The sequence below is a fragment of the Calothrix sp. CBUCES-K 9914 genome (genome assembly GCF_059640475.1).
The window spans coordinates 1-18630 of record NZ_JBXXZH010000118.1 but is presented as its reverse complement, the minus strand read 5'-3'; the positions used below and the strand labels follow the sequence as shown (position 1 = coordinate 18630).

The window sequence follows — 18630 nt, the reverse complement described above, 5'->3', positions numbered from 1 at the left end:
AAAATAAAGAGAAAATACACAGCTTTACTGCCATAGACAAAAAACTACAACGAAGACTGACAAGCAACTTGTCACACTGAATATGATGTAAAAAAAATAACAAGCATGATTTTAACACGGGTAAAAGCAAATTGAACCCGAAGTTAGAATTTTTTTTTCTAAATTCAAATGATTGTGTATTTAGCCACATATCACGATTTAGAAAGGTTAGTACAAAAAACGTAAAAACAAAAATCCTTGTCAGGGACAGTCTATGAGCAACGATGCAATTAATCAAGAACGCAGTATGACAAATTTGGCATCAGACAAAAATTCGGATACTCCTAATAGGTGTACATATAATGGACAACGATGGCTAGTAGAAGAGCGTGATGCTTGTGGGGTGGGTTTTATTGCCCATCGTCAAAACTCTTCAAGTCACGAAATAGTGGAAAAAGCCTTGCAAGCTTTAACCTGTTTAGAACATCGTGGTGGATGCAGCGCGGACTCTAACTCCGGTGATGGAGCAGGTATTTTGACAGCTATCCCTTGGGAATTGTTCCAAAATGCGTTTGAAGTACAAGGTATACAATTAGGGCAGGTTTCAGATACTAATAAATATGCTGTGGGCATGGTCTTTTTACCACAAGAAGCCCAAGCTGCACAAGAAGCTCGTAGCATTTTTGAGAAAATAGCAACAGAAGAAAAACTTGGTGTACTGGGCTGGCGAGTAGTACCAGTAGAACCGGATTTGTTGGGTGTGCAAGCGCGCGAAAATCTTCCTCGCATTGAGCAAGTTTTATTAGTTTCAGAAGTTGGCAGTAGTGGCGCCGAACTAGAGCAGCAGCTTTATCTTGCTCGCCGTCGCATTTTTAAAACTGTACAAAACCAAGTTATACATAATGTTTCATCAGAAGACTTTTATATAGCTTCGTTGTCCTCGCGTACTATTGTTTACAAGGGCATGGTGCGTTCGGCTGTTTTGGGTGAGTTCTATAATGATTTGAAACACCCTGCTTTTAAGACTTCTTTCGCGGTATACCACCGACGTTTCAGTACAAACACCATGCCCAAATGGCCTTTAGCGCAACCGATGCGGTTGTTGGGGCACAATGGTGAAATTAACACTTTGTTGGGTAATATCAACTGGATGATGGCGCGCGAGGCGAGTTTGAGTCATCCTGTGTGGGGGTCGCGTTTTGATGACCTTAAACCATTTGTCCAAATTGATAATAGCGACTCGGCCACTTTAGATAATGTTTTTGAAGTGCTAGTGCGTTCAGGACGCAGCCCGTTGGAAGCGTTGATGATAATGGTTCCAGAAGCTTATAATAATCAGCCTTCTTTAAACGATTATCCTGAAATAATTGATTTTTACGAATATTACAGTGGGATGCAGGAAGCTTGGGATGGTCCAGCGCTGTTGGTATTTGGTGATGGACGCAAAGTTGGCGCCACTCTTGACCGTAACGGTTTAAGACCCGCGCGTTACTGCATCACAAAAGACGATTATATTGTTGTGGCTTCGGAAGCGGGTGTAGTTAATTTCCCTGAAGAAGACATTATCGAAAAGGGTCGTTTGGGACCTGGGCAAATGATAGCTGTTGACTTGGAAACGAACGAAATACTCAAAAACTGGGAAATTAAACAGCGTATTGCCAAACAGCGTCCTTATGGTGAATGGTTACGTCAACACCGTCAAGATTTAAAGTCATTGGCTGGTAAGCATTCGCTGAATGGAAATGGAAATGGGAATGGAAATGGGAATGGGAATGGGAATGGTAATGGAATTGTAGAAATTCAATCTATTAAACCTATTCAACCTACTGCCATTGACCGTCAAAATTTACTGCGACAGCAAATAGCTTTTGGTTATACCACTGAAGACGTGGAAATGGTAATTCAGCCAATGGCAGAGTCTGGGAAGGAACCGACTTTCTGTATGGGTGATGATATTCCCTTGGCTGTTCTTTCTTCTAAACCACACCTTTTATATGACTATTTCAAGCAGCGGTTCGCGCAGGTGACAAATCCACCAATTGACCCTTTGCGTGAAAGTTTGGTAATGTCGCTTAAGGTCGAATTAGGCGCCCGTGGCAATTTATTAGACCCAAAACCTGAATACGCGCGTCGTTTAAAGTTAGATTCGCCAGTTCTCTCGACTGCTGATTTAGAAACGATTAAACATTCTTCGTTCAAAACTGTTGAGTTATCAACGTTGTTTGAAATTGCCTCTGGTCCCAATGGTTTAGAAGCTGCTGTTCATGCTTTACAAGCCAAAGCTGCAGAAGCTGTTTCTTCTGGCGCCGAAATTTTGATACTCAGTGACCATAAGAGTTCAAATGTTAGTATTGGAACGGAGCATACTTACATTCCACCTTTGTTGGCAGTTGGCGCCGTTCACCATCATTTGATTCGCCAAGGATTACGAACACACGCATCACTGGTCATAAATACTGCTCAATGTTGGAGTACGCATCATTTTGCATGTCTAATTGGATACGGTGCAGCTGCGGTTTGTGCTTACATGGCATTAGAAACCGTACAAGACTGGTGGGTAGACCCGAGAACACAGCAATTTATGGAGCGGGGCAAAATTGCTGCAATTAGTTTAGAGAAAGCTCAGAATAACTACTGTAAAGCGGTTGAAACTGGATTGCTCAAAATTTTATCCAAGATGGGTATCTCACTGCTTTCGAGTTACCAAGCTGCACAAATTTTTGAGGCAATTGGTATTGGAGCAGATTTATTAGAGTTAGGCTTTAAAGGCACAACTTCACGCATTGGCGGACTCAGTTTGAAAGAACTCGCGCAAGAAGTGTTATCATTCCACTCCAAAGCTTTCCCTGAACTCAACGTCAAGAAACTAGAAAATTTAGGCTTCGTTCAATACCGTCCAGGTGGCGAGTACCATATGAACAGCCCAGAACTCGCAAAAGCATTACACAAAGCTGTTGACGGTAAACAGTACGACCATTACGAAGTTTACCAAAAGCATCTACAAAACAGACCAATTACAGCACTGCGCGATTTGCTAGACTTCCAAAGTGATAGACAACCTATAGCTATTGAAGAAGTTGAGTCTGTTAGCGAAATTGTCAAACGCTTCTGTACGGGTGGAATGTCGTTAGGCGCCTTATCTAGAGAAGCGCACGAAACTTTAGCTATTGCGATGAACCGTATTGGTGGTAAGTCGAATTCGGGTGAAGGTGGAGAAGACCCTGTACGATATATAACTCTAAAAGATGTTGATGAGAAAGGATTGTCGGCGACTTTACCTCACCTCAAAGGGCTACGTAATGGTGACACTGCAACAAGTTCGATCAAACAAATAGCTTCGGGAAGATTTGGGGTAACACCTGAGTATTTAATGAGTGCCAAGCAAGTCGAGATTAAAATTGCTCAAGGCGCCAAGCCAGGTGAAGGTGGACAGTTACCTGGTCCCAAAGTTAGTCAATATATTGCGATGCTGCGCCGTTCTAAACCTGGTGTAACTTTAATTTCTCCACCACCGCACCACGATATTTACTCTATCGAAGACTTGGCGCAGTTAATTTTCGACTTGCACCAAATTAACCCCAAAGCTCAAGTCTCTGTAAAATTAGTTGCCGAAATTGGTATTGGGACTATTGCAGCGGGTGTTGCTAAAGCCAATGCTGATATTATTCAAATTTCGGGACATGATGGCGGTACAGGTGCCTCACCACTAAGTTCGATTAAACACGCAGGTTCCCCGTGGGAACTCGGTTTAAGCGAAGTTCATAGTGTGTTAATGCAAAATCAATTGCGTGACCGGGTGATTTTGCGTGTAGATGGTGGTTTGAAGAGTGGTTGGGACGTGCTAGTAGGTGCTTTGATGGGCGCCGAAGAATTTGGCTTTGGTTCAATCGCGATGATTGCCGAAGGTTGTATTATGGCGCGAATTTGCCATACTAACAATTGTCCTGTTGGCGTAGCTTCGCAAAAAGAAGAGTTACGGAAGCGGTTTAACGGAATGCCTGAACATGTAGTAAATTTCTTCTACTTTATTGCTGAAGAAGTTCGTAGTTTGTTAGCACGTTTGGGATATCGTTCTCTACCAGAAGTTGTTGGACGCGCGGACTTATTAAAAACACGTGCCGGAGCGCATTTAACCAAAACACAAGCGCTTAATCTTGACTGTTTAATAAATTTACCCGACACACGCACAAACCGTGATTGGTTGCAGCACGAAGAAGTTCATAGTAACGGAACTGTGGTAGATGATGAATTAATTGCTGATAGTGCAATTGCTGCTGCAATTAGTAATCAATCTGCTGTCACCAAGACAATTAATATTGTTAATACCGATCGAACAGTCGGCGCGCGTTTAGCTGGAAGAATTGCATCGCAGTACGGTGACAATGGTTTTGAAGGTCAGATTAACCTGAACTTAATTGGCAGTGTTGGTCAAAGCTTTGGTGCATTTAACCTTGCGGGTATGATTCTCACTCTTTCTGGAGAAGCTAACGACTACGTTGGTAAAAGTATGAACGGCGGGGAAATAATTATCAAACCCCCTGTCAATGCCAAGTATGACGCAGCACAAAATGTGATTATTGGCAATACCTGCCTTTATGGCGCCACAGGAGGATTTTTGTATGCGAACGGTTTAGCAGGTGAACGTTTTGCTGTTCGCAACTCCAAAGCTACAGCAGTTATTGAAGGAGCAGGGGATCACTGCTGCGAGTATATGACTGGTGGTGTGGTAGTTGTGCTTGGAAAAGTTGGACGTAACGTTGCAGCAGGTATGACTGGGGGATTAGGATATTTCTTGGATGAAGAGGGAAATTTCCCTGAATTTGTTAATCCAGAAATAGTTAAAATTCAGCGAGTTGTATCGAGTGCAGGTGAAAAACAATTGCGTGATTTAATTGCACAACATGTACAGCGCACAAATTCACCAAAAGCGAAATTGATTTTGGATAACTGGCAAGAATACCTACCTAAATTCTGGCAGTTAGTTCCTCCTTCTGAAGCTGATAGTCCAGAAGCTACTTCTACTGAACAAAAACAGTTAAGTTCTGTATAAACTTATAAATTATACAGACCGTAGCACAGGCATCCTTGCCTGTGCTTTCAAGTTTCTATTTTTACCACAGAGAAACAGAGCTTGGCAACAGATACAACGGATGTAACGGATGGTTGATTTTAATATTCCCTTGAAGTACAAGCTTTGGTTTCATTCGGCTTTGGTCGAGGTACGCTAGTATCTAACTATATAGCTATAGTCAATTTCAAAGAGCGTAACAAGTATGCCTGAAGCACCAAAACATGACTTTCATGATGCTCAAGTCGCAAATGTGAATACAAAAGATAAAATAATTGACCTAACTTATGAAACCCTTACGTGGTAAAGTTTATAGTTCTATTCAGCAAGCCCTATTTATCCGTTACATCCGCTCTCATCCGTTGCAAGCCAACCACCCAAATTTAAGCTTAGATGAAGGACTGAAGTCCTTACAACAACCATAAAGATGCCCGATTATAGGCGCCTTTAAATGTATATAGTTATTGTGTATTGGTGTTGATTACTGTTTTGCGACTGCCTGTAGTTGCTGGTCTTCAAGTTCTAACATTTCAGGTATGGTGACAAACCGATAACCCTGCTGTCTAAATCTTTTTATCATTTCAGGCAATGCTTTGACTGTACTGTCACGCACACCACCCCCGTCGTGCATTAAGACAATACCACCAGGTTTGGAAAATCGCATCACGTTTCCAAGTAACCTCGGTACGGCAGGACGTTTGTAGTCATTTGAATCTGCTGACCACATTATTACTGAGTAGTTTTTCTTACTTGCATACGCGGCAGGGCCATTACCTAGAACTCCACCAGGTGGTCTAAATATATTTGTTCTTACACCTGTAGTTTTGTAAATTATTTCTTCGGTGTCGTCAATTTCTTTGGCTGCAACGCTTGGACTTAATCGATGATACCAGTGATGCCAGGTATGGTTGGCAATTATGTGACCATCGGTAACAATCCGTTTCCCAACTTCTGGGAGGTTTTTCATATTGGCGCCAATGACAAAAAATGTTCCTTTGATATTATTGGCTTTGAGGATATCTAAAACTTGTTCGGTGTACTTAGGCCAAGGACCATCATCAAAAGTTAAAGCGATGATTTTATCTTTACTATTCGGTTTAACTGAATTTAAAGTCACTCCTTGATAGCGTTTTGGTATTTCTTGTATACCTTTTTGTTTGGCTTCTTCTTGCCAGCTATCAAGCATTTCCGTTTTTAATCTTTCAACCTGCTTTGTAGTATCTACTGTTGTTGGTGTACTAGCATTAACTGCGACTTCAAGGTTACTTGCCGAAATGTTTGGTTTTAGAGGTACAACCATACCTATGCCTAAGATTACAGCCAAAGCCGCTAGACATAGTACAAAAAATTTTGGTATTCTAAACCGCTTATATTTTACTTTTCTCACTTTTATTACTTTTTTCAATTTATAACTCCTCCACCAAGCGTCAGTGCCTACAAGAAAGAGAATCAGTATCTAAATCTAATAACGGCGCCGTGAGTTTCACGAAGCTATGTACACTCTGACTCTAAGTAAATCACTAAATTTTTACTACAGGGTAGCAGAAATTACTGCGATTAGAAACATCAAATCAGCTTTTATTAACTATTAAAGCTATAACCAAACTCTAATATTCGAGTTTGGTTATATAGCCAGTAAAAAGTAGACGTATAACATCTACTTTTTACTGGCTATTTTTAACTGTTTATCTTGCATTTCTAATAATTGAGGTACTGTAACAAAACGATAACCTTGTTTTCTAAAGTTATCAATGATTTGTGGTAAAGCTTGCACCGTATTCGAGCGATTTCCACCACCATCGTGCATAAGCACAATTCCACCTGGTCTTGCTTCCCGCATCACATTACTAATCAGTTTCGGTACGCCGGGTCGCGAATAATCAACCGAATCAGACGACCACATGATAGTGGCGTATTTTTGATTCTTGGCATAAGCGTATGGACCATTTGTCTTGATCCCACCGGGTGGTCGGAATAAATTTGTTTTTACACCTGTTACTTTATAAATTAAGTTGCTGGTGTTGTCGATTTCAAAAGCAGCAGCCTGGGGATTCATGTAATGATACCAGTGATGCCAAGTATGATTAGCAATTACATGTCCTTCGCCAACTATTCGTTTACCCATGTCGGGATGCTCTTGAAGCATTTGCCCAACGATAAAAAACGTAGCTTTTATATTATTTTTCTTTAGAATCTCAAGTACTGCTGGTGTACTTTGAGGCCAAGGTCCATCATCAAATGTTAGTGCTATCACTTTTTCGCTCGGCGCCAAGTTTGCTTCGGCAATTGTGGCGCCACGGAAGCGTTCGGGAACTTCACTCAAACCTTTAGCAACTGCTTCTTTTTGCCAAGATGTTACTATCGATGATTTTAATTCCTCGATTCGCTCGCTCGTCATTGGTTTGAGCGATAAATCTTTAATCTCGATAGTTTGCGTACTATTGGCATCGTTAGGTATAATAGGCAACATCAAGCCGAGAGTTAGACAGCCACCCAATCCTAATAAAGCAATTAATGCACCTTGCGACCAACCAAAAGACTTATTATTCTCCACTTCACTGCTCCTTCACTGCTCAACCTGCAATTACCGCCTTATACACGACGGTAGTTTTTCACAAAATATGTTTAATAGATACATATACAACTTACGCATTTACTAGCAAAAAACTAGGTTTCTTGAGTCATATCTTCGTAAGTAAGCGTTCATTAACTAAACTAAATGTTCATATAGTTAGAATTTTCCGCTTTTAAAATCAGATTCCATTACTTTTATAGAACTTACGCATCTGGTAATAAAATACTTAATTTCTGTATAGCTATGTAATTATGAAAATTACTATTCTATGTAGAAACCTGTTTTTACCACTTAGGCTCATATCCACTTTGTATTAAGTAGTATGTATGAGTTTTATCAACTATTCAAGTATATTTTACTTCGTAGTATTTTTCAGTCTTAGAAAGAAAACGTTAAATTTATTTTTATCTCCATAGATTTTTTGTTAATAGTGAACCGTTAGACGTAAGCTTGTTGTATATGGTTTCTCCAGATTTTAAGGCTATTTTTAGTGATTGGCTGAAAACTCCTTGCATTTAAAAAATCAAGGAAAAACTGGATGATTTGGTTTTACACTTAAAACTAAATATACCATTATTACATTGATATTATAAATTAATACATACCAATGTTTACCGTACAAGCACTGATATAAACTTGGATACGGACATCATTTTTTACAATTTATTTAATAAATACGAATTTAAGTAATATTTAAGCATCTTGTCTATTACCTAGAAGTAATACCCGACACTTTATATACTTAAATGATTGACTTGAGATAAGTATAAATAAAAACTGGTTAGATTATATGTAGTTATTTACACAGAACTCGTTTGTGTTTACGCCAGCCACAAATCTTCAGCAAAGCGAACACAATAAAAAGTAAGTATAAGACCGCAAAATACCATCACAGCATATCCCCAACGCGGATATTTTGCAAATAAAAATCCACAGGCGATAAATACTGGTACGATGGCGTATATATACCTATCAACAGACATGGTTAACCCTGTATTAAGGGCAATTCCATATGAAAACAAAGCGTAGATAGCTGCAACCAATGGTAATGATGAGCGATAATGCCAGAGTAGATACAAACTCCCGTAAATCCAAACAAATTGAATCAAAGGGTCAGATGCCATTAACCACAGCGCAATCCATAAGATATAAAATCCGTAACGTGCGCACGATTGACCAATTGAGATACGAAAGTAATATAATAATAAACCGCTCACTATCAAAATAGCAAATTTTATTGGGTAGAAGGGGTTTTGAATATATCCAACTCTTGCATTTTCGGCGCCAATAGCGATTTGTTTGAGCATAAACAACCAACCATCAAGCGCAAACCCAGCAGAACTTCGCCAACCACGTTGAGCATGAAGAAATGCTAAGGGGTCACCAAATTTAAACCCACAGTACAAGCTATAAAACACTACTCCTAAGGCTACTGCAATACTACTAACATAAGCCTTGAATGGGCGCCGCTCTTTAAACGCAGATAAAAATATTGCAGGTAAAAGCGCCATTCCTGTTATTCTTGTTGCGGTAGATAGTGATCCCCATACACCAGCCCAGAAATATTGCTTAGAATTAAATGCTCGTAGAGCTGATATACTAAATAGTAAAAATAATCCTTCGGTATAAATCACTGTCCCATACAAAGAGTAGGGACACCAAGCGAGTGCAGTGGTTGCCCAACGAGCAGATTGTTCACCTCCAATTTCTCTCACCCAAACGTAAAACAATATTAAGGCGCCCAAGAAAGCTAAATTGTTAACTAGCAACCCAGCAACTGGGAACGATAACCCAAATTGCATTAATATCCAACACAATAAAGGATATAACGGGAAAAAAGCGACGGCATACTGGTTATTAACTACATCCGGTCCATAATTGTAACCGCTTGTAGCAATTTTGTAGTACCAAACGCTATCCCACGCGAATAAAACATCCCACCAACCGTATTTGTCGATAACAATGTTTGATGTTTTGGCGATGACTGGCATTACACCAAACATCATTATGAAAATTAGTAGCCGACTCGACAGCCACATTACCACTGGAAACTTATATTTGCTTGCCAAAATTAATGGTGTGAGCATGGTGCGTGACGCTACAAGTCCTTAATAAATGTACAAGATTGTTATGGCGTCACGCACCCTACTTGTTCCAAACGACTAAAATAACTCCACAAACTATAAAACCTAGCCCAAATAAACGCCCTAAAGGTATTGATTCTTTGAATACAAAAAAACCAATTAGTACAGAAAATACATAAACTAACGAAGCTGATGGACCAGCTACACTCAAATTAACGCGCGTCAAAACTAAGATGTAAGCAATTGCTCCCACACCGTAAAAGGATAATCCAATTAGCAATTCTTTTGTACTAATTATTGAGATGATTTGGCTGAGTGCGTTGGACAAATCTACTTTACCCAGTTTTGCGGCACCCATTTTCAGGAATAGCTGTCCTGCTACACTCGAAAGGATAGACAGTAATAATAAGGCGAATTCTTTTAGACTCACGTTCTTGATTACCTAGGCAATTTTAAAGATATACAAAATATATTAAGTTTCTTGACTTCAGATCAGCTTCCATTATTTGAGATTATGGAGTTGAGCAGTCTGTTGTGATGTGACACCGCTAATTTCTTTAACTGTATATATTGGGCGCCCTTTGACTTCTTCGTAGATGCGACCAATGTACTCTCCTAATATTCCGATACAGAACAGTTGTACGGAACCTAAAAAGAACAAAGCAACAGCGATTAATGTATAACCTACCAAAGGTGTAGCGCGGTCAGACAGGCGCCAGTAAACGATTAACAGCATCATCAGTACAGCGATGGCAGCCGATAACATACCTAAGTAAGTGGCAACACGTAAAGGTACTCTGGAAAATGAGACAATTCCATTGATAGCTAGTGCCCAAGATTTACCAAAGGTGTATTTTTCTTTACCAGCAAACCGGGGATCACGTTCAAATTTGATGGAAGTTTGACGATAACCAACCCACGCGCGTAGTCCACGAATATAACGATTACGTTCGGGCATTGCGTTGAGAACGTCAACCACTTGCCTATCCATCAAACAAAAATCACCAGTATCCGAAGGAATATCAACATCAGCTAGTTTTCGGAGGATACGGTAAAAAGCATAAGCAGTAAATCGTTTTAACCAAGATTCTTTCTTGCGTGAAGTGCGCTGTGCATAAACAACTTGATAACTTTGGCGCCATTTTTCAATCATGGCTAAAATTAATTCGGGTGGGTCTTGTAAGTCAGCGTCCATAACTACAACAGCGCCGACTGCACGCACAAAGTTTAACCCTGCCGTGACAGCAACTTGATGACCGAAGTTACGAGCAAAGCTGATATAGCGAACTCGACTATCACAAATGTGAAGTTCACGAATAGCACTTAGTGAACTATCTCTACTACCATCATCGACTAATATTAATTCAGAATCACCATCCAATTGTTGCATTACACCAGTTAGGCGCCGATACATCTCGTGAATGTTGTCTTCTTCGTTGAAGATGGGGATGACTATTGAGTAGGTTGGTTGAGTCACTGTTATGGGGAAGGGGTAAAGGGAAAGAGTTATGTTAAAAGTCGTAAAAGATTACTTTTGGTTGCCAGCAGCGTGCATATGAATACCTTTCTGCCCTACCAGCAAAGCCGATACCCCAAATGGTAAGCTAAACTTGTTGATTAAATGGCGTTCTTGGGCAAACAGAATACTTAAAAATTTATTTACAGGCGCCGATGGCAAGGTTAAATCATTACTAATCTGAGATTTCGTATCAATTTTGAATATTTTTTGTAACGTGCGTACTGCTGCAACCAGAGGAAATAGGAAAGTGTTAAAGTAGCTGCTGTAATGTATGGTAAAATCAGCTTTACGCACAACTTGCTCTAAACCTTTCAAACGATAGCGGCGCCGATGATGGTTAATATCATCATGGTGACTCCATAAAAATTGAAATGCTGGAACAGTTAGTACTAACCAACCACCGCATTTTAGATGACTTTGTAAAGCTTCGAGTGCTGCGACATCATCATCAATATGTTCGATAACATCAAACGCGACAATTAAATCATATTTTTCGTTGTCAAAAGGAATTTTATCGGGTAGACTTCCCGCTTTGACTATAGTTACTTGACGCTGGTTGGCAAATATACGCGCGGTTTCTTCTAACTCCATCGCTTCAACTTGTCCGTGATGGGCTAACATCTGTAAGTTACCACCTGTACCGCAACCCGCTTCGAGAATTTTGGCATTAAGAGGTAGGTTGAGTTGCCGAATTACCTTGTCAAGTATACGACGGCGCCCAATAAACCACCAATGTTTGTCTTCGACTGCCGCGTATTGAAAATAAAAGTTTTTTTCCATATATCTATATATAATGAGCAACCTTCTCTTGTGGAACAGGCATCCTTGCCTGTAAATATACGAATTGTTCATGTTCAGGCTTGAGTTGGACGTTCATAATTTCTCTCTTTAATAAATCTACTTTCTTATATTTTAAAAGCTGTACGAGCGCGCAAAATCTGGGAAATCATTCGATTTGCCTGTGACTCATAGCTACCACCGAATAAATTAAAATGATTAACGATATGGTACAGATTGTAAACTACCTTCCGCTTCTCGTACCCCTCATCTAAGGGAAACACCTCATTGTAACCACGATAAAACCCAGGTGAAAATCCTCCAAACAATTCAGTCATGGCAATATCGACTTCTCTATCCCCGTAATACGTAGCAGGGTCAAAGATAACAGGTGTACCATCGTTCGTACATCCCGCGTTTCCTCCCCATAAGTCACCGTGTACTAATGATGGTTGTACATGATGACCTGCCAATAGTTCAGGAATAGCAGCGAGTAATTCTTCAGCTTGTGGAAATTGTCCACCTTTTCGGCGCCCTAATTTAAATTGATATCCTAAACGATGCTCAGTATAAAATTCAACCCAATTATCTGTCCAGGTGTTGATTTGTGAAGTTGAGCCAATAGTATTATTTACATCCCAGCCAAACCTATTTTGTTTGACTTTGTGCATTGCTGCAAGACGGCGCCCCATTTCTTCCCAAGCTTTATTACCTACACCACCTATATCTAAATATTCCATGACTATGTAGCAGTTATGACTCGTAGTCCCATAACATAATGGTTTGGGAACGCGAATAGTGGCTGTGTCGTACATTTGCTGTAAACCTAAAGCCTCCGCCGAAAACATGCTACTATATGAGGCTTGGTTTATTTTGACAAAGTAGGTATGCTGACCATTAGAAACAGCATAGCCTTGATTGATACAACCGCCACCAATCGAACGTTTTGTTGCAGTTTGAAATTTTGTACCTGTTACCTGGCTAATATGGGTATCTATTTCAGTCCACATGATTTATAAATTTATCTTGTTACGATTTATTATCTGATATCTAAAATTCAATTATGACTAATGACGAAAACTTAAATGGCTATAGTGTTCCCAAAGTATCAGGCAACACAAGTATATATAATGCGGATAGCAGTTATAAAGTAATAGAAGAGTCTATATTAGGACTTTGGCAAGTATTAAATAACTTAACCAGCATTCAACCTCCACGTTGTGAGCGTTACCGCGTAACTATATTTGGTTCCGCTCGCTTGAAGTCAGATAGCCCACTATATAGTGGTGTGAAGTTTTTTGCTAGCGAACTCACGAAGATGGGTTGTGATATTGTGACAGGTGGTGGGCCTGGTTTAATGCAAGCAGCAAACGAAGGAAGTTTTTTAGCCGATAAAGAGCGCTTAACTAATTCTATTGGTATTCGCATAAACTTAGACTTCGAGCAAAGCGCTAATCCTTTTGTCGAACAAATGTATCAGCACCAAACATTTTTCACGCGCTTACATCACTTTGTTTTGCTTTCTAATGCGTTTGTTGTAGTACCTGGTGGTATTGGGACTACGCTGGAAGCTTTAATGATTTGGCAGTTACTTCAAGTACGCAAGCTGAATAATATGCCTTTCATTTTAGTTGGGGAAATGTGGTCAGAGTTAGTAGACTGGGCAGATAAATATATGGTTAATGTTGTAGATCAACTTGCTAGTCCTAAAGATATGCAAATTCCTTACTGTGTAAATAACTTTGCTGAGGCTACAAATATACTAAGAAAACATCATTCTCTGTGGTTGCAGGGGTGTGAAATTTAGCAACGGATACAACGGATGTAACGGATGGTTTATATAATTTATGTAGGTTGGGTGTAAGCAAAGCTTTCCCGAAGGGTAGCGCAAGTGGAACCCAACATTATAAATATCAATAATAAGCAATAATAATATCAAAGAAAATTTACGCAGAGAATTCTAAATATCATTAATTACAGGTGCCTCGAAACCTGAGAGCAAAAATTAATGAACTTGTTGACGTATAGCTTCTGTGTCAATTGGTTTAATGATAAATAGTCGTAGCATATACCAAGTGACACCCAGCATTAGGGGCAGTTTGTGGAAGAATTTTAAGATACTAAAGATAGCAGGTCTATTGCTGTATTTAATATCTAACAGTTTTAACTGTAGGTTGAGATTGGAACAACGTTCCATTGCTGGCATAAATGCTGGGTGTTGGGTATTCAGGATGACGGGGAACGCGCGCGCTGAGGTTTTGTTTGTTTCTTCGATAACTTGGATATTATATTGTCGCACGTCGATACCAAGCGATTTGTAGAAGTTGGCTCGTTCGAGTACTGTGAGTGTGTGGGTGGCAAATACTGTTACTAAGAAAAAACGTGCCCATAACCGCGCTTTCCAGTTATCCCAAAGTTGAGGTTGTGAACGTAGTAGCGCTTTGAAAAAGTCTCCGTGACGGTTTTCGTCTTGACACCAGTTCTCGAAGTAACGGAATAAAGGATAATATTGATAGTCTGGACGTTTTTCTAGATGACGGAACATGATAATGTAGCGCCAGTAACCTATTTTCTCAGATAGATAAACGGTGTATATTATCCACTCTGGTGGGAAAAAGGTGTAGGTTCTATTTTTGGTTAAGTAACCTAAGTCGAGTGACAAGTTAAAATCCGCCATTGCTTTATTGATAAACCCAGCATGACGTGCTTCATCGCGCGCTAGGTATTCAAATGCTTCTGATAATAACGGACTTTTGTTTTTGAGGCGCCGTGTTAGCTCTTTGAACAGCAAAAATCCTGAAAACTCAGAAGTGCATGAACGCTCTAAAAAGTCAATAAATGCGAGTCGCGTTTGTCCATCGATGTGTTCCCAACTTTGTTTAAACTCCTCATCACGGATAAAGTGGTGACGATTGTAATCTGCTTTTAACTCTTGAATTACTGCCCGCAATTCCTTATCGTCCCCCGACAATTCCATTTGCGCGACTTTTTCAAAATCAGTAGTGTAAAACCGAGGTGTTAATAGTGTCTCTTGAACTGGCGCCTTTACACCTGATTTTAACTTGCCTGTTTGTGAAACTGTGCTTGACTGAACCATATAAAACCTTCACTATGATTGATTGCCACATAGCTATCTAATCATATTGAATTGTTTATTTCTATAATTTGTCAAATAAATTTTAAAATTGATTTAAATGGCTAAATTGACCCTTCGTTTAAAAACCCACACCCCCACGTTCCCACACCCTAGAAGGATACCGCTGGCGAATAGGGGGTAGTACCCATTATTTCGTGAAAACAGGCGTGTAGAGACGCGACATGTCGCGTCTCTACAATTTTGAAAACAACGCAAAATCGTGGAACTGAGGGGTAATACCCCTGAATGACCAGCAGTATCCTAGAAGGGTGGGGCTATACGAACGAAGCCTGCCTTCGCAGGCTATGAATGCAAATAAATTATCTGTATGTAAATAATTATAAATAACTATATGAATAGTTATTTGTGTGTGCATGTAGAAATATTTTAGAATTTTTGGTAGAAATAAGCAAGGCAGGAATCTGTGTTAGTGGTTAGGCGCCACAATACAGAATATCTCTCTCTACACTCTGCGCTCACGTTCATTTGGGAATACTCGTGTAAGTTCTTGGCGTTTCTAGCAATGCATCAGAATTATTAAGGTATTTAACATGAGTAGCAATTTAGCTATTAAGCTCCGCACGGGTACACAAAAAGCACACACAACAGCGGAAAACGCAGGTTTCACAAAATGTTTTCTCAAAGGTGTTGTAGATAGAGGATGTTTTGCGAAGTTCTTGGGTAACTTATATTTTGTGTACAGCGAACTTGAAGCAGCGTTACAGCAACATAGGGAAAATCCATTTATCAAACCGCTTTATTTTCCTGAGTTAAACCGGACAGCTAATTTAGAGAAAGACTTAGAGTTTTACTACGGTAAAGACTGGAAAAAGCAAATTTCATTATTACCAGCAGCACAAACCTATATCAACCGTATTCGAGAAATTGCTGCTTCAGAACCTGTGTTATTACTAGCACATTCTTACACCCGGTATATGGGAGACCTTTCGGGTGGTCAAATGTTTCAGAAGATTGCTCAGAATGCGTTGAAACTTGAAGGTTATCAAGGAACTTCGTTTTATCAGTTTGAGCAAATTCCTGATAAAAATGCGTTTAAAGATAAATACCGTCAAGCGTTGAATGCGCTACCACTTGATGATGCTACTGCTGATAGAGTTGTTGCAGAGGCTAATTACGCTTTCCATTTGAATAATTTAGCAGCGCAAGATATGGAAGGTAGTTTGATTCAAGCAATTGGTCAGGTTATGTATAACTCTCTCATTCGTTCGCATAACCAAGGTAGCACTGAAGAAGTTAAAAGTGCTAAGTGCTGAGTGCTGAGTAAAGTTAGGAGTTAGGAGTTAGGAGTTAGGAATTAAAATTTAACTCTTTACTCTTTACTCTTCACTCAGAACTCAGCACTCAGCACTCATTACTCAGCACTCAGCACTCATTACTCTTTTAGGAATAAAATGGTCTTTCAATTACCTGGTGTGAAGTTTGATTTGAATTTAATCAAAAAGTACGATACACCTACACCTCGATATACTAGTTATCCTCCCGCTACAGAGTTAACTGAAAGTTTTACTGAGCAAGATTTTAAAGATGCCATTGCACTTTCTAATGCTCGCAAAACTCCGCTTTCTTTGTACTTTCATATACCTTTTTGTCAAAGCGCTTGTTATTACTGCGGTTGCAATATTGTTGTTTCTGGGAATAAGAATATTTCAGTACCTTATGTAGAGTATTTAACGCGCGAGATTGAACAAACTGCCAAATTAATCGACTCTGACCGTCCGGTTGTACAAATTCACTGGGGTGGTGGTACTCCTAATTATTTAAGTACTGAGCAAATTGGGTATATTTGGAAGCATATCAAGAGTAACTTCAAGATTGATTCTCATGCTGAAGTTTCAATCGAAATAAACCCTCGTTACATCGACAGAGATTATATATTCTTTTTGCGCGAACTTGGATTTAACCGCATTAGCTTTGGACTGCAAGATTTTGACACCCAAGTTCAAACTGCTGTAAATCGAGTTCAGCCAGAAGATATGATATTTAATCTGATGGGTTGGATTCGTGAAGCTGAGTTTGATAGTGTTAATGTTGACTTGATTTATGGATTACCTCATCAAAATTTAAAGAGTTTTCATAAAACAGTTCAAAAAACGATTGCCCTCGACCCAGATAGAATAGCGGTTTTTAACTTTGCTTATGTACCTTGGGTAAAACCTGTACAAAAGAATATAGATGAAAATGCTTTGCCGGCGCCATCTGAAAAGTTAGAAATTTTGCAAATGACTATTGAGGAGCTAACGAGCAGCAAGTATGTGTTTATTGGCATGGACCACTTTGCTAAACCCGATGATGAACTTGCCATCGCACAAAGTGAAAACGCGCTTCAACGTAACTTTCAGGGTTATACGACTCACCAAGAAGCTGAATTATTTGGATTTGGCGCCACATCAGTAAGTATGCTGCAAGAAGCTTATGCTCAAAACCATAAGCAACTTAAAGACTACTACCAAGCCATAGCAGCTGGTAATTTACCAACCTGTAAAGGCTATAAACTAACTTGGGATGACATGCTTCGTCGTGATGTTGTCATGACTATCATGTCAGGTATGCAAGTTAATAAACCAGAAATAGAGCATAAATATAACATCGTGTTTGATGAGTATTTTGCTCAAGAAGCTCAGCAATTAGAATTTTTAGAAAATGATGGGTTGGTTAATTTATCAACTTCAAGTATTGCTGTGACTGAGATAGGTAGATTACTTGTTCGTAATATTGCCGTGATTTTTGACGCGCATAAAGCCACAAGAGAAAGGAAATTATCGCGCGCGATCTAATCCCCCTAACCCCCTTAATAAGGGGGGAATAAGAAGCTCCTTTTAGCCCTTATTGAGGGGGGAATAAGAAGCTTCTCTTAGCCCCCCTTATTAAGGGGGGTTGGGGGGATCAAAACTAGGGTGTTGACTTTACTTATAACAACTGAATGCCCTCGTTGTAGTAGTGAAACGTGATCAGTATCAAGTATCCACAACGCCATTTTAGTTATGCCTTATACTAATGCTCTTACTCTTAACTAAAATCAGGTGTGCTTGCGTCTATTTCGCGTCGATAAGATTCAATCGCTTCAAGCATTTGCTCAAATTGCGGGTCGTCTTTAAGAATGCCAGCCATTTCTAGCCAAGGATTTTTTTGTTCTTGATGAGGTAATTTTACAGCTAAAGGAACAATTTCTACATCAGTCAAATGCTTTTCTAAACTTTCTTGAAGTTGAGCTAATGCTGTTGTGCGGTCATTCGCTTCGACATATAATTCAGGCAAGCCTGGAACAGTTGCAACTACTCTACCAAGGCGAATTAATCATTGTGGTTATCCACACAGACAGAGAGCAGAGACGGCGAATTATTTCAGCAAGGAGGGCAAGAAAAAATGAGCGAGAAAGATACTATCACCGTTGAACGCCTGGACGATGGCCGTGTTGTTCAGGTTATGCCTGATGGCTCAAAACGCCAATTGAGTGATAAAACCGATTGGGAA

At 39.7% G+C, this 18630-nt stretch carries 13 protein-coding genes; 4 read left to right on the top strand and 9 right to left on the bottom strand.

All coding sequences use genetic code 11. The annotated features are described in order from the left end of the window. Nucleotides 1–286 precede the first annotated feature (286 nt). Nucleotides 287–5029, top strand: a complete 4743-nt coding sequence (locus AC2JBO_RS24245) for a glutamate synthase-related protein (protein WP_496956200.1) — start codon at nt 287–289, stop codon at nt 5027–5029. Between the two features lie 499 nt (nt 5030–5528). Here AC2JBO_RS24245 and AC2JBO_RS24240 read toward each other — a convergent pair whose 3' ends face one another. From AC2JBO_RS24240 to AC2JBO_RS24210, 7 genes are all read right to left on the bottom strand, one after another. After that, nucleotides 5529–6347 (bottom strand): polysaccharide deacetylase family protein, encoded by an 819-nt coding sequence (locus AC2JBO_RS24240; RefSeq protein WP_496956194.1) that lies wholly within the window; start codon nt 6345–6347, stop codon nt 5529–5531. Nucleotides 6348–6704: 357 nt separating this feature from the next. After that, nucleotides 6705–7601 (bottom strand): polysaccharide deacetylase family protein, encoded by an 897-nt coding sequence (locus AC2JBO_RS24235; RefSeq protein WP_496956193.1) that lies wholly within the window; start codon nt 7599–7601, stop codon nt 6705–6707. 842 nt (nt 7602–8443) lie between these two features. Beyond that, entirely contained in the window at nt 8444–9709 is a 1266-nt protein-coding gene (locus tag AC2JBO_RS24230) for a mannosyltransferase family protein (RefSeq protein WP_496956192.1), read from the bottom strand. Between the two features lie 58 nt (nt 9710–9767). Then, nucleotides 9768–10136 carry an EamA-like transporter family protein gene (locus tag AC2JBO_RS24225; RefSeq protein ID WP_496956191.1) on the bottom strand — a complete coding sequence of 123 codons (369 nt, stop codon included), beginning with the start codon at nt 10134–10136 and terminating at the stop codon, nt 9768–9770. A gap of 72 nt (nt 10137–10208) precedes the next feature. After that, nucleotides 10209–11183 carry a glycosyltransferase family 2 protein gene (locus AC2JBO_RS24220; RefSeq protein ID WP_496956190.1) on the bottom strand — a complete coding sequence of 325 codons (975 nt, stop codon included), beginning with the start codon at nt 11181–11183 and terminating at the stop codon, nt 10209–10211. Nucleotides 11184–11234: 51 nt separating this feature from the next. Further along, nucleotides 11235–12005 (bottom strand): class I SAM-dependent methyltransferase, encoded by a 771-nt coding sequence (locus tag AC2JBO_RS24215; protein ID WP_496956189.1) that lies wholly within the window; start codon nt 12003–12005, stop codon nt 11235–11237. A gap of 125 nt (nt 12006–12130) precedes the next feature. Further along, nucleotides 12131–13012: a fructosamine kinase family protein gene (locus AC2JBO_RS24210; protein WP_496956188.1), complete on the bottom strand. Its 882-nt coding sequence runs from the start codon at nt 13010–13012 to the stop codon at nt 12131–12133. A gap of 53 nt (nt 13013–13065) precedes the next feature. Here AC2JBO_RS24210 and AC2JBO_RS24205 point away from each other — a divergent pair, with 53 nt between their 5' ends. Beyond that, nucleotides 13066–13809: an LOG family protein gene (locus AC2JBO_RS24205; protein WP_496956187.1), complete on the top strand. Its 744-nt coding sequence runs from the start codon at nt 13066–13068 to the stop codon at nt 13807–13809. A 198-nt stretch (nt 13810–14007) separates the two neighbouring features. On the opposite strand, the gene acsF is transcribed toward AC2JBO_RS24205, so the two are convergent. After that, nucleotides 14008–15099, bottom strand: coding sequence for a magnesium-protoporphyrin IX monomethyl ester (oxidative) cyclase (gene acsF / locus AC2JBO_RS24200; RefSeq protein WP_496956186.1), 1092 nt, complete (start codon nt 15097–15099; stop codon nt 14008–14010). A gap of 590 nt (nt 15100–15689) precedes the next feature. Between acsF and AC2JBO_RS24195 the strand changes: the two genes are divergently transcribed. Beyond that, a complete protein-coding gene (locus tag AC2JBO_RS24195; RefSeq protein ID WP_496956185.1) occupies nt 15690–16412 on the top strand; it encodes a biliverdin-producing heme oxygenase in 723 nt (240 codons plus the stop codon). A gap of 138 nt (nt 16413–16550) precedes the next feature. Further along, entirely contained in the window at nt 16551–17933 is a 1383-nt protein-coding gene (gene hemN, locus AC2JBO_RS24190; RefSeq protein ID WP_496956184.1) for an oxygen-independent coproporphyrinogen III oxidase, read from the top strand. Between the two features lie 232 nt (nt 17934–18165). Here the strand turns inward: hemN and AC2JBO_RS24185 are convergent, their stop codons facing one another. Next, nucleotides 18166–18414: a hypothetical protein gene (locus tag AC2JBO_RS24185; protein WP_496956183.1), complete on the bottom strand. Its 249-nt coding sequence runs from the start codon at nt 18412–18414 to the stop codon at nt 18166–18168. Nucleotides 18415–18630 lie beyond the last annotated feature (216 nt).

Bases quoted from the DNA above. Each gene is read 5' to 3' on its own strand.
- AC2JBO_RS24245 (WP_496956200.1), top strand. From the start codon at position 287: ATGACAAATTTGGCATCAGACAAAAATTCGGATACTCCTAATAGGTGT.
- AC2JBO_RS24240 (WP_496956194.1), bottom strand. From the start codon at position 6,347: ATGGTTGTACCTCTAAAACCAAACATTTCGGCAAGTAACCTTGAAGTC.
- AC2JBO_RS24230 (WP_496956192.1), bottom strand. From the start codon at position 9,709: ATGCTCACACCATTAATTTTGGCAAGCAAATATAAGTTTCCAGTGGTA.
- AC2JBO_RS24215 (WP_496956189.1), bottom strand. From the start codon at position 12,005: ATGGAAAAAAACTTTTATTTTCAATACGCGGCAGTCGAAGACAAACAT.
- AC2JBO_RS24210 (WP_496956188.1), bottom strand. From the start codon at position 13,012: ATGTGGACTGAAATAGATACCCATATTAGCCAGGTAACAGGTACAAAA.
- AC2JBO_RS24205 (WP_496956187.1), top strand. From the start codon at position 13,066: ATGACTAATGACGAAAACTTAAATGGCTATAGTGTTCCCAAAGTATCA.
- acsF (WP_496956186.1), bottom strand. From the start codon at position 15,099: ATGGTTCAGTCAAGCACAGTTTCACAAACAGGCAAGTTAAAATCAGGT.
- AC2JBO_RS24195 (WP_496956185.1), top strand. From the start codon at position 15,690: ATGAGTAGCAATTTAGCTATTAAGCTCCGCACGGGTACACAAAAAGCA.
- hemN (WP_496956184.1), top strand. From the start codon at position 16,551: ATGGTCTTTCAATTACCTGGTGTGAAGTTTGATTTGAATTTAATCAAA.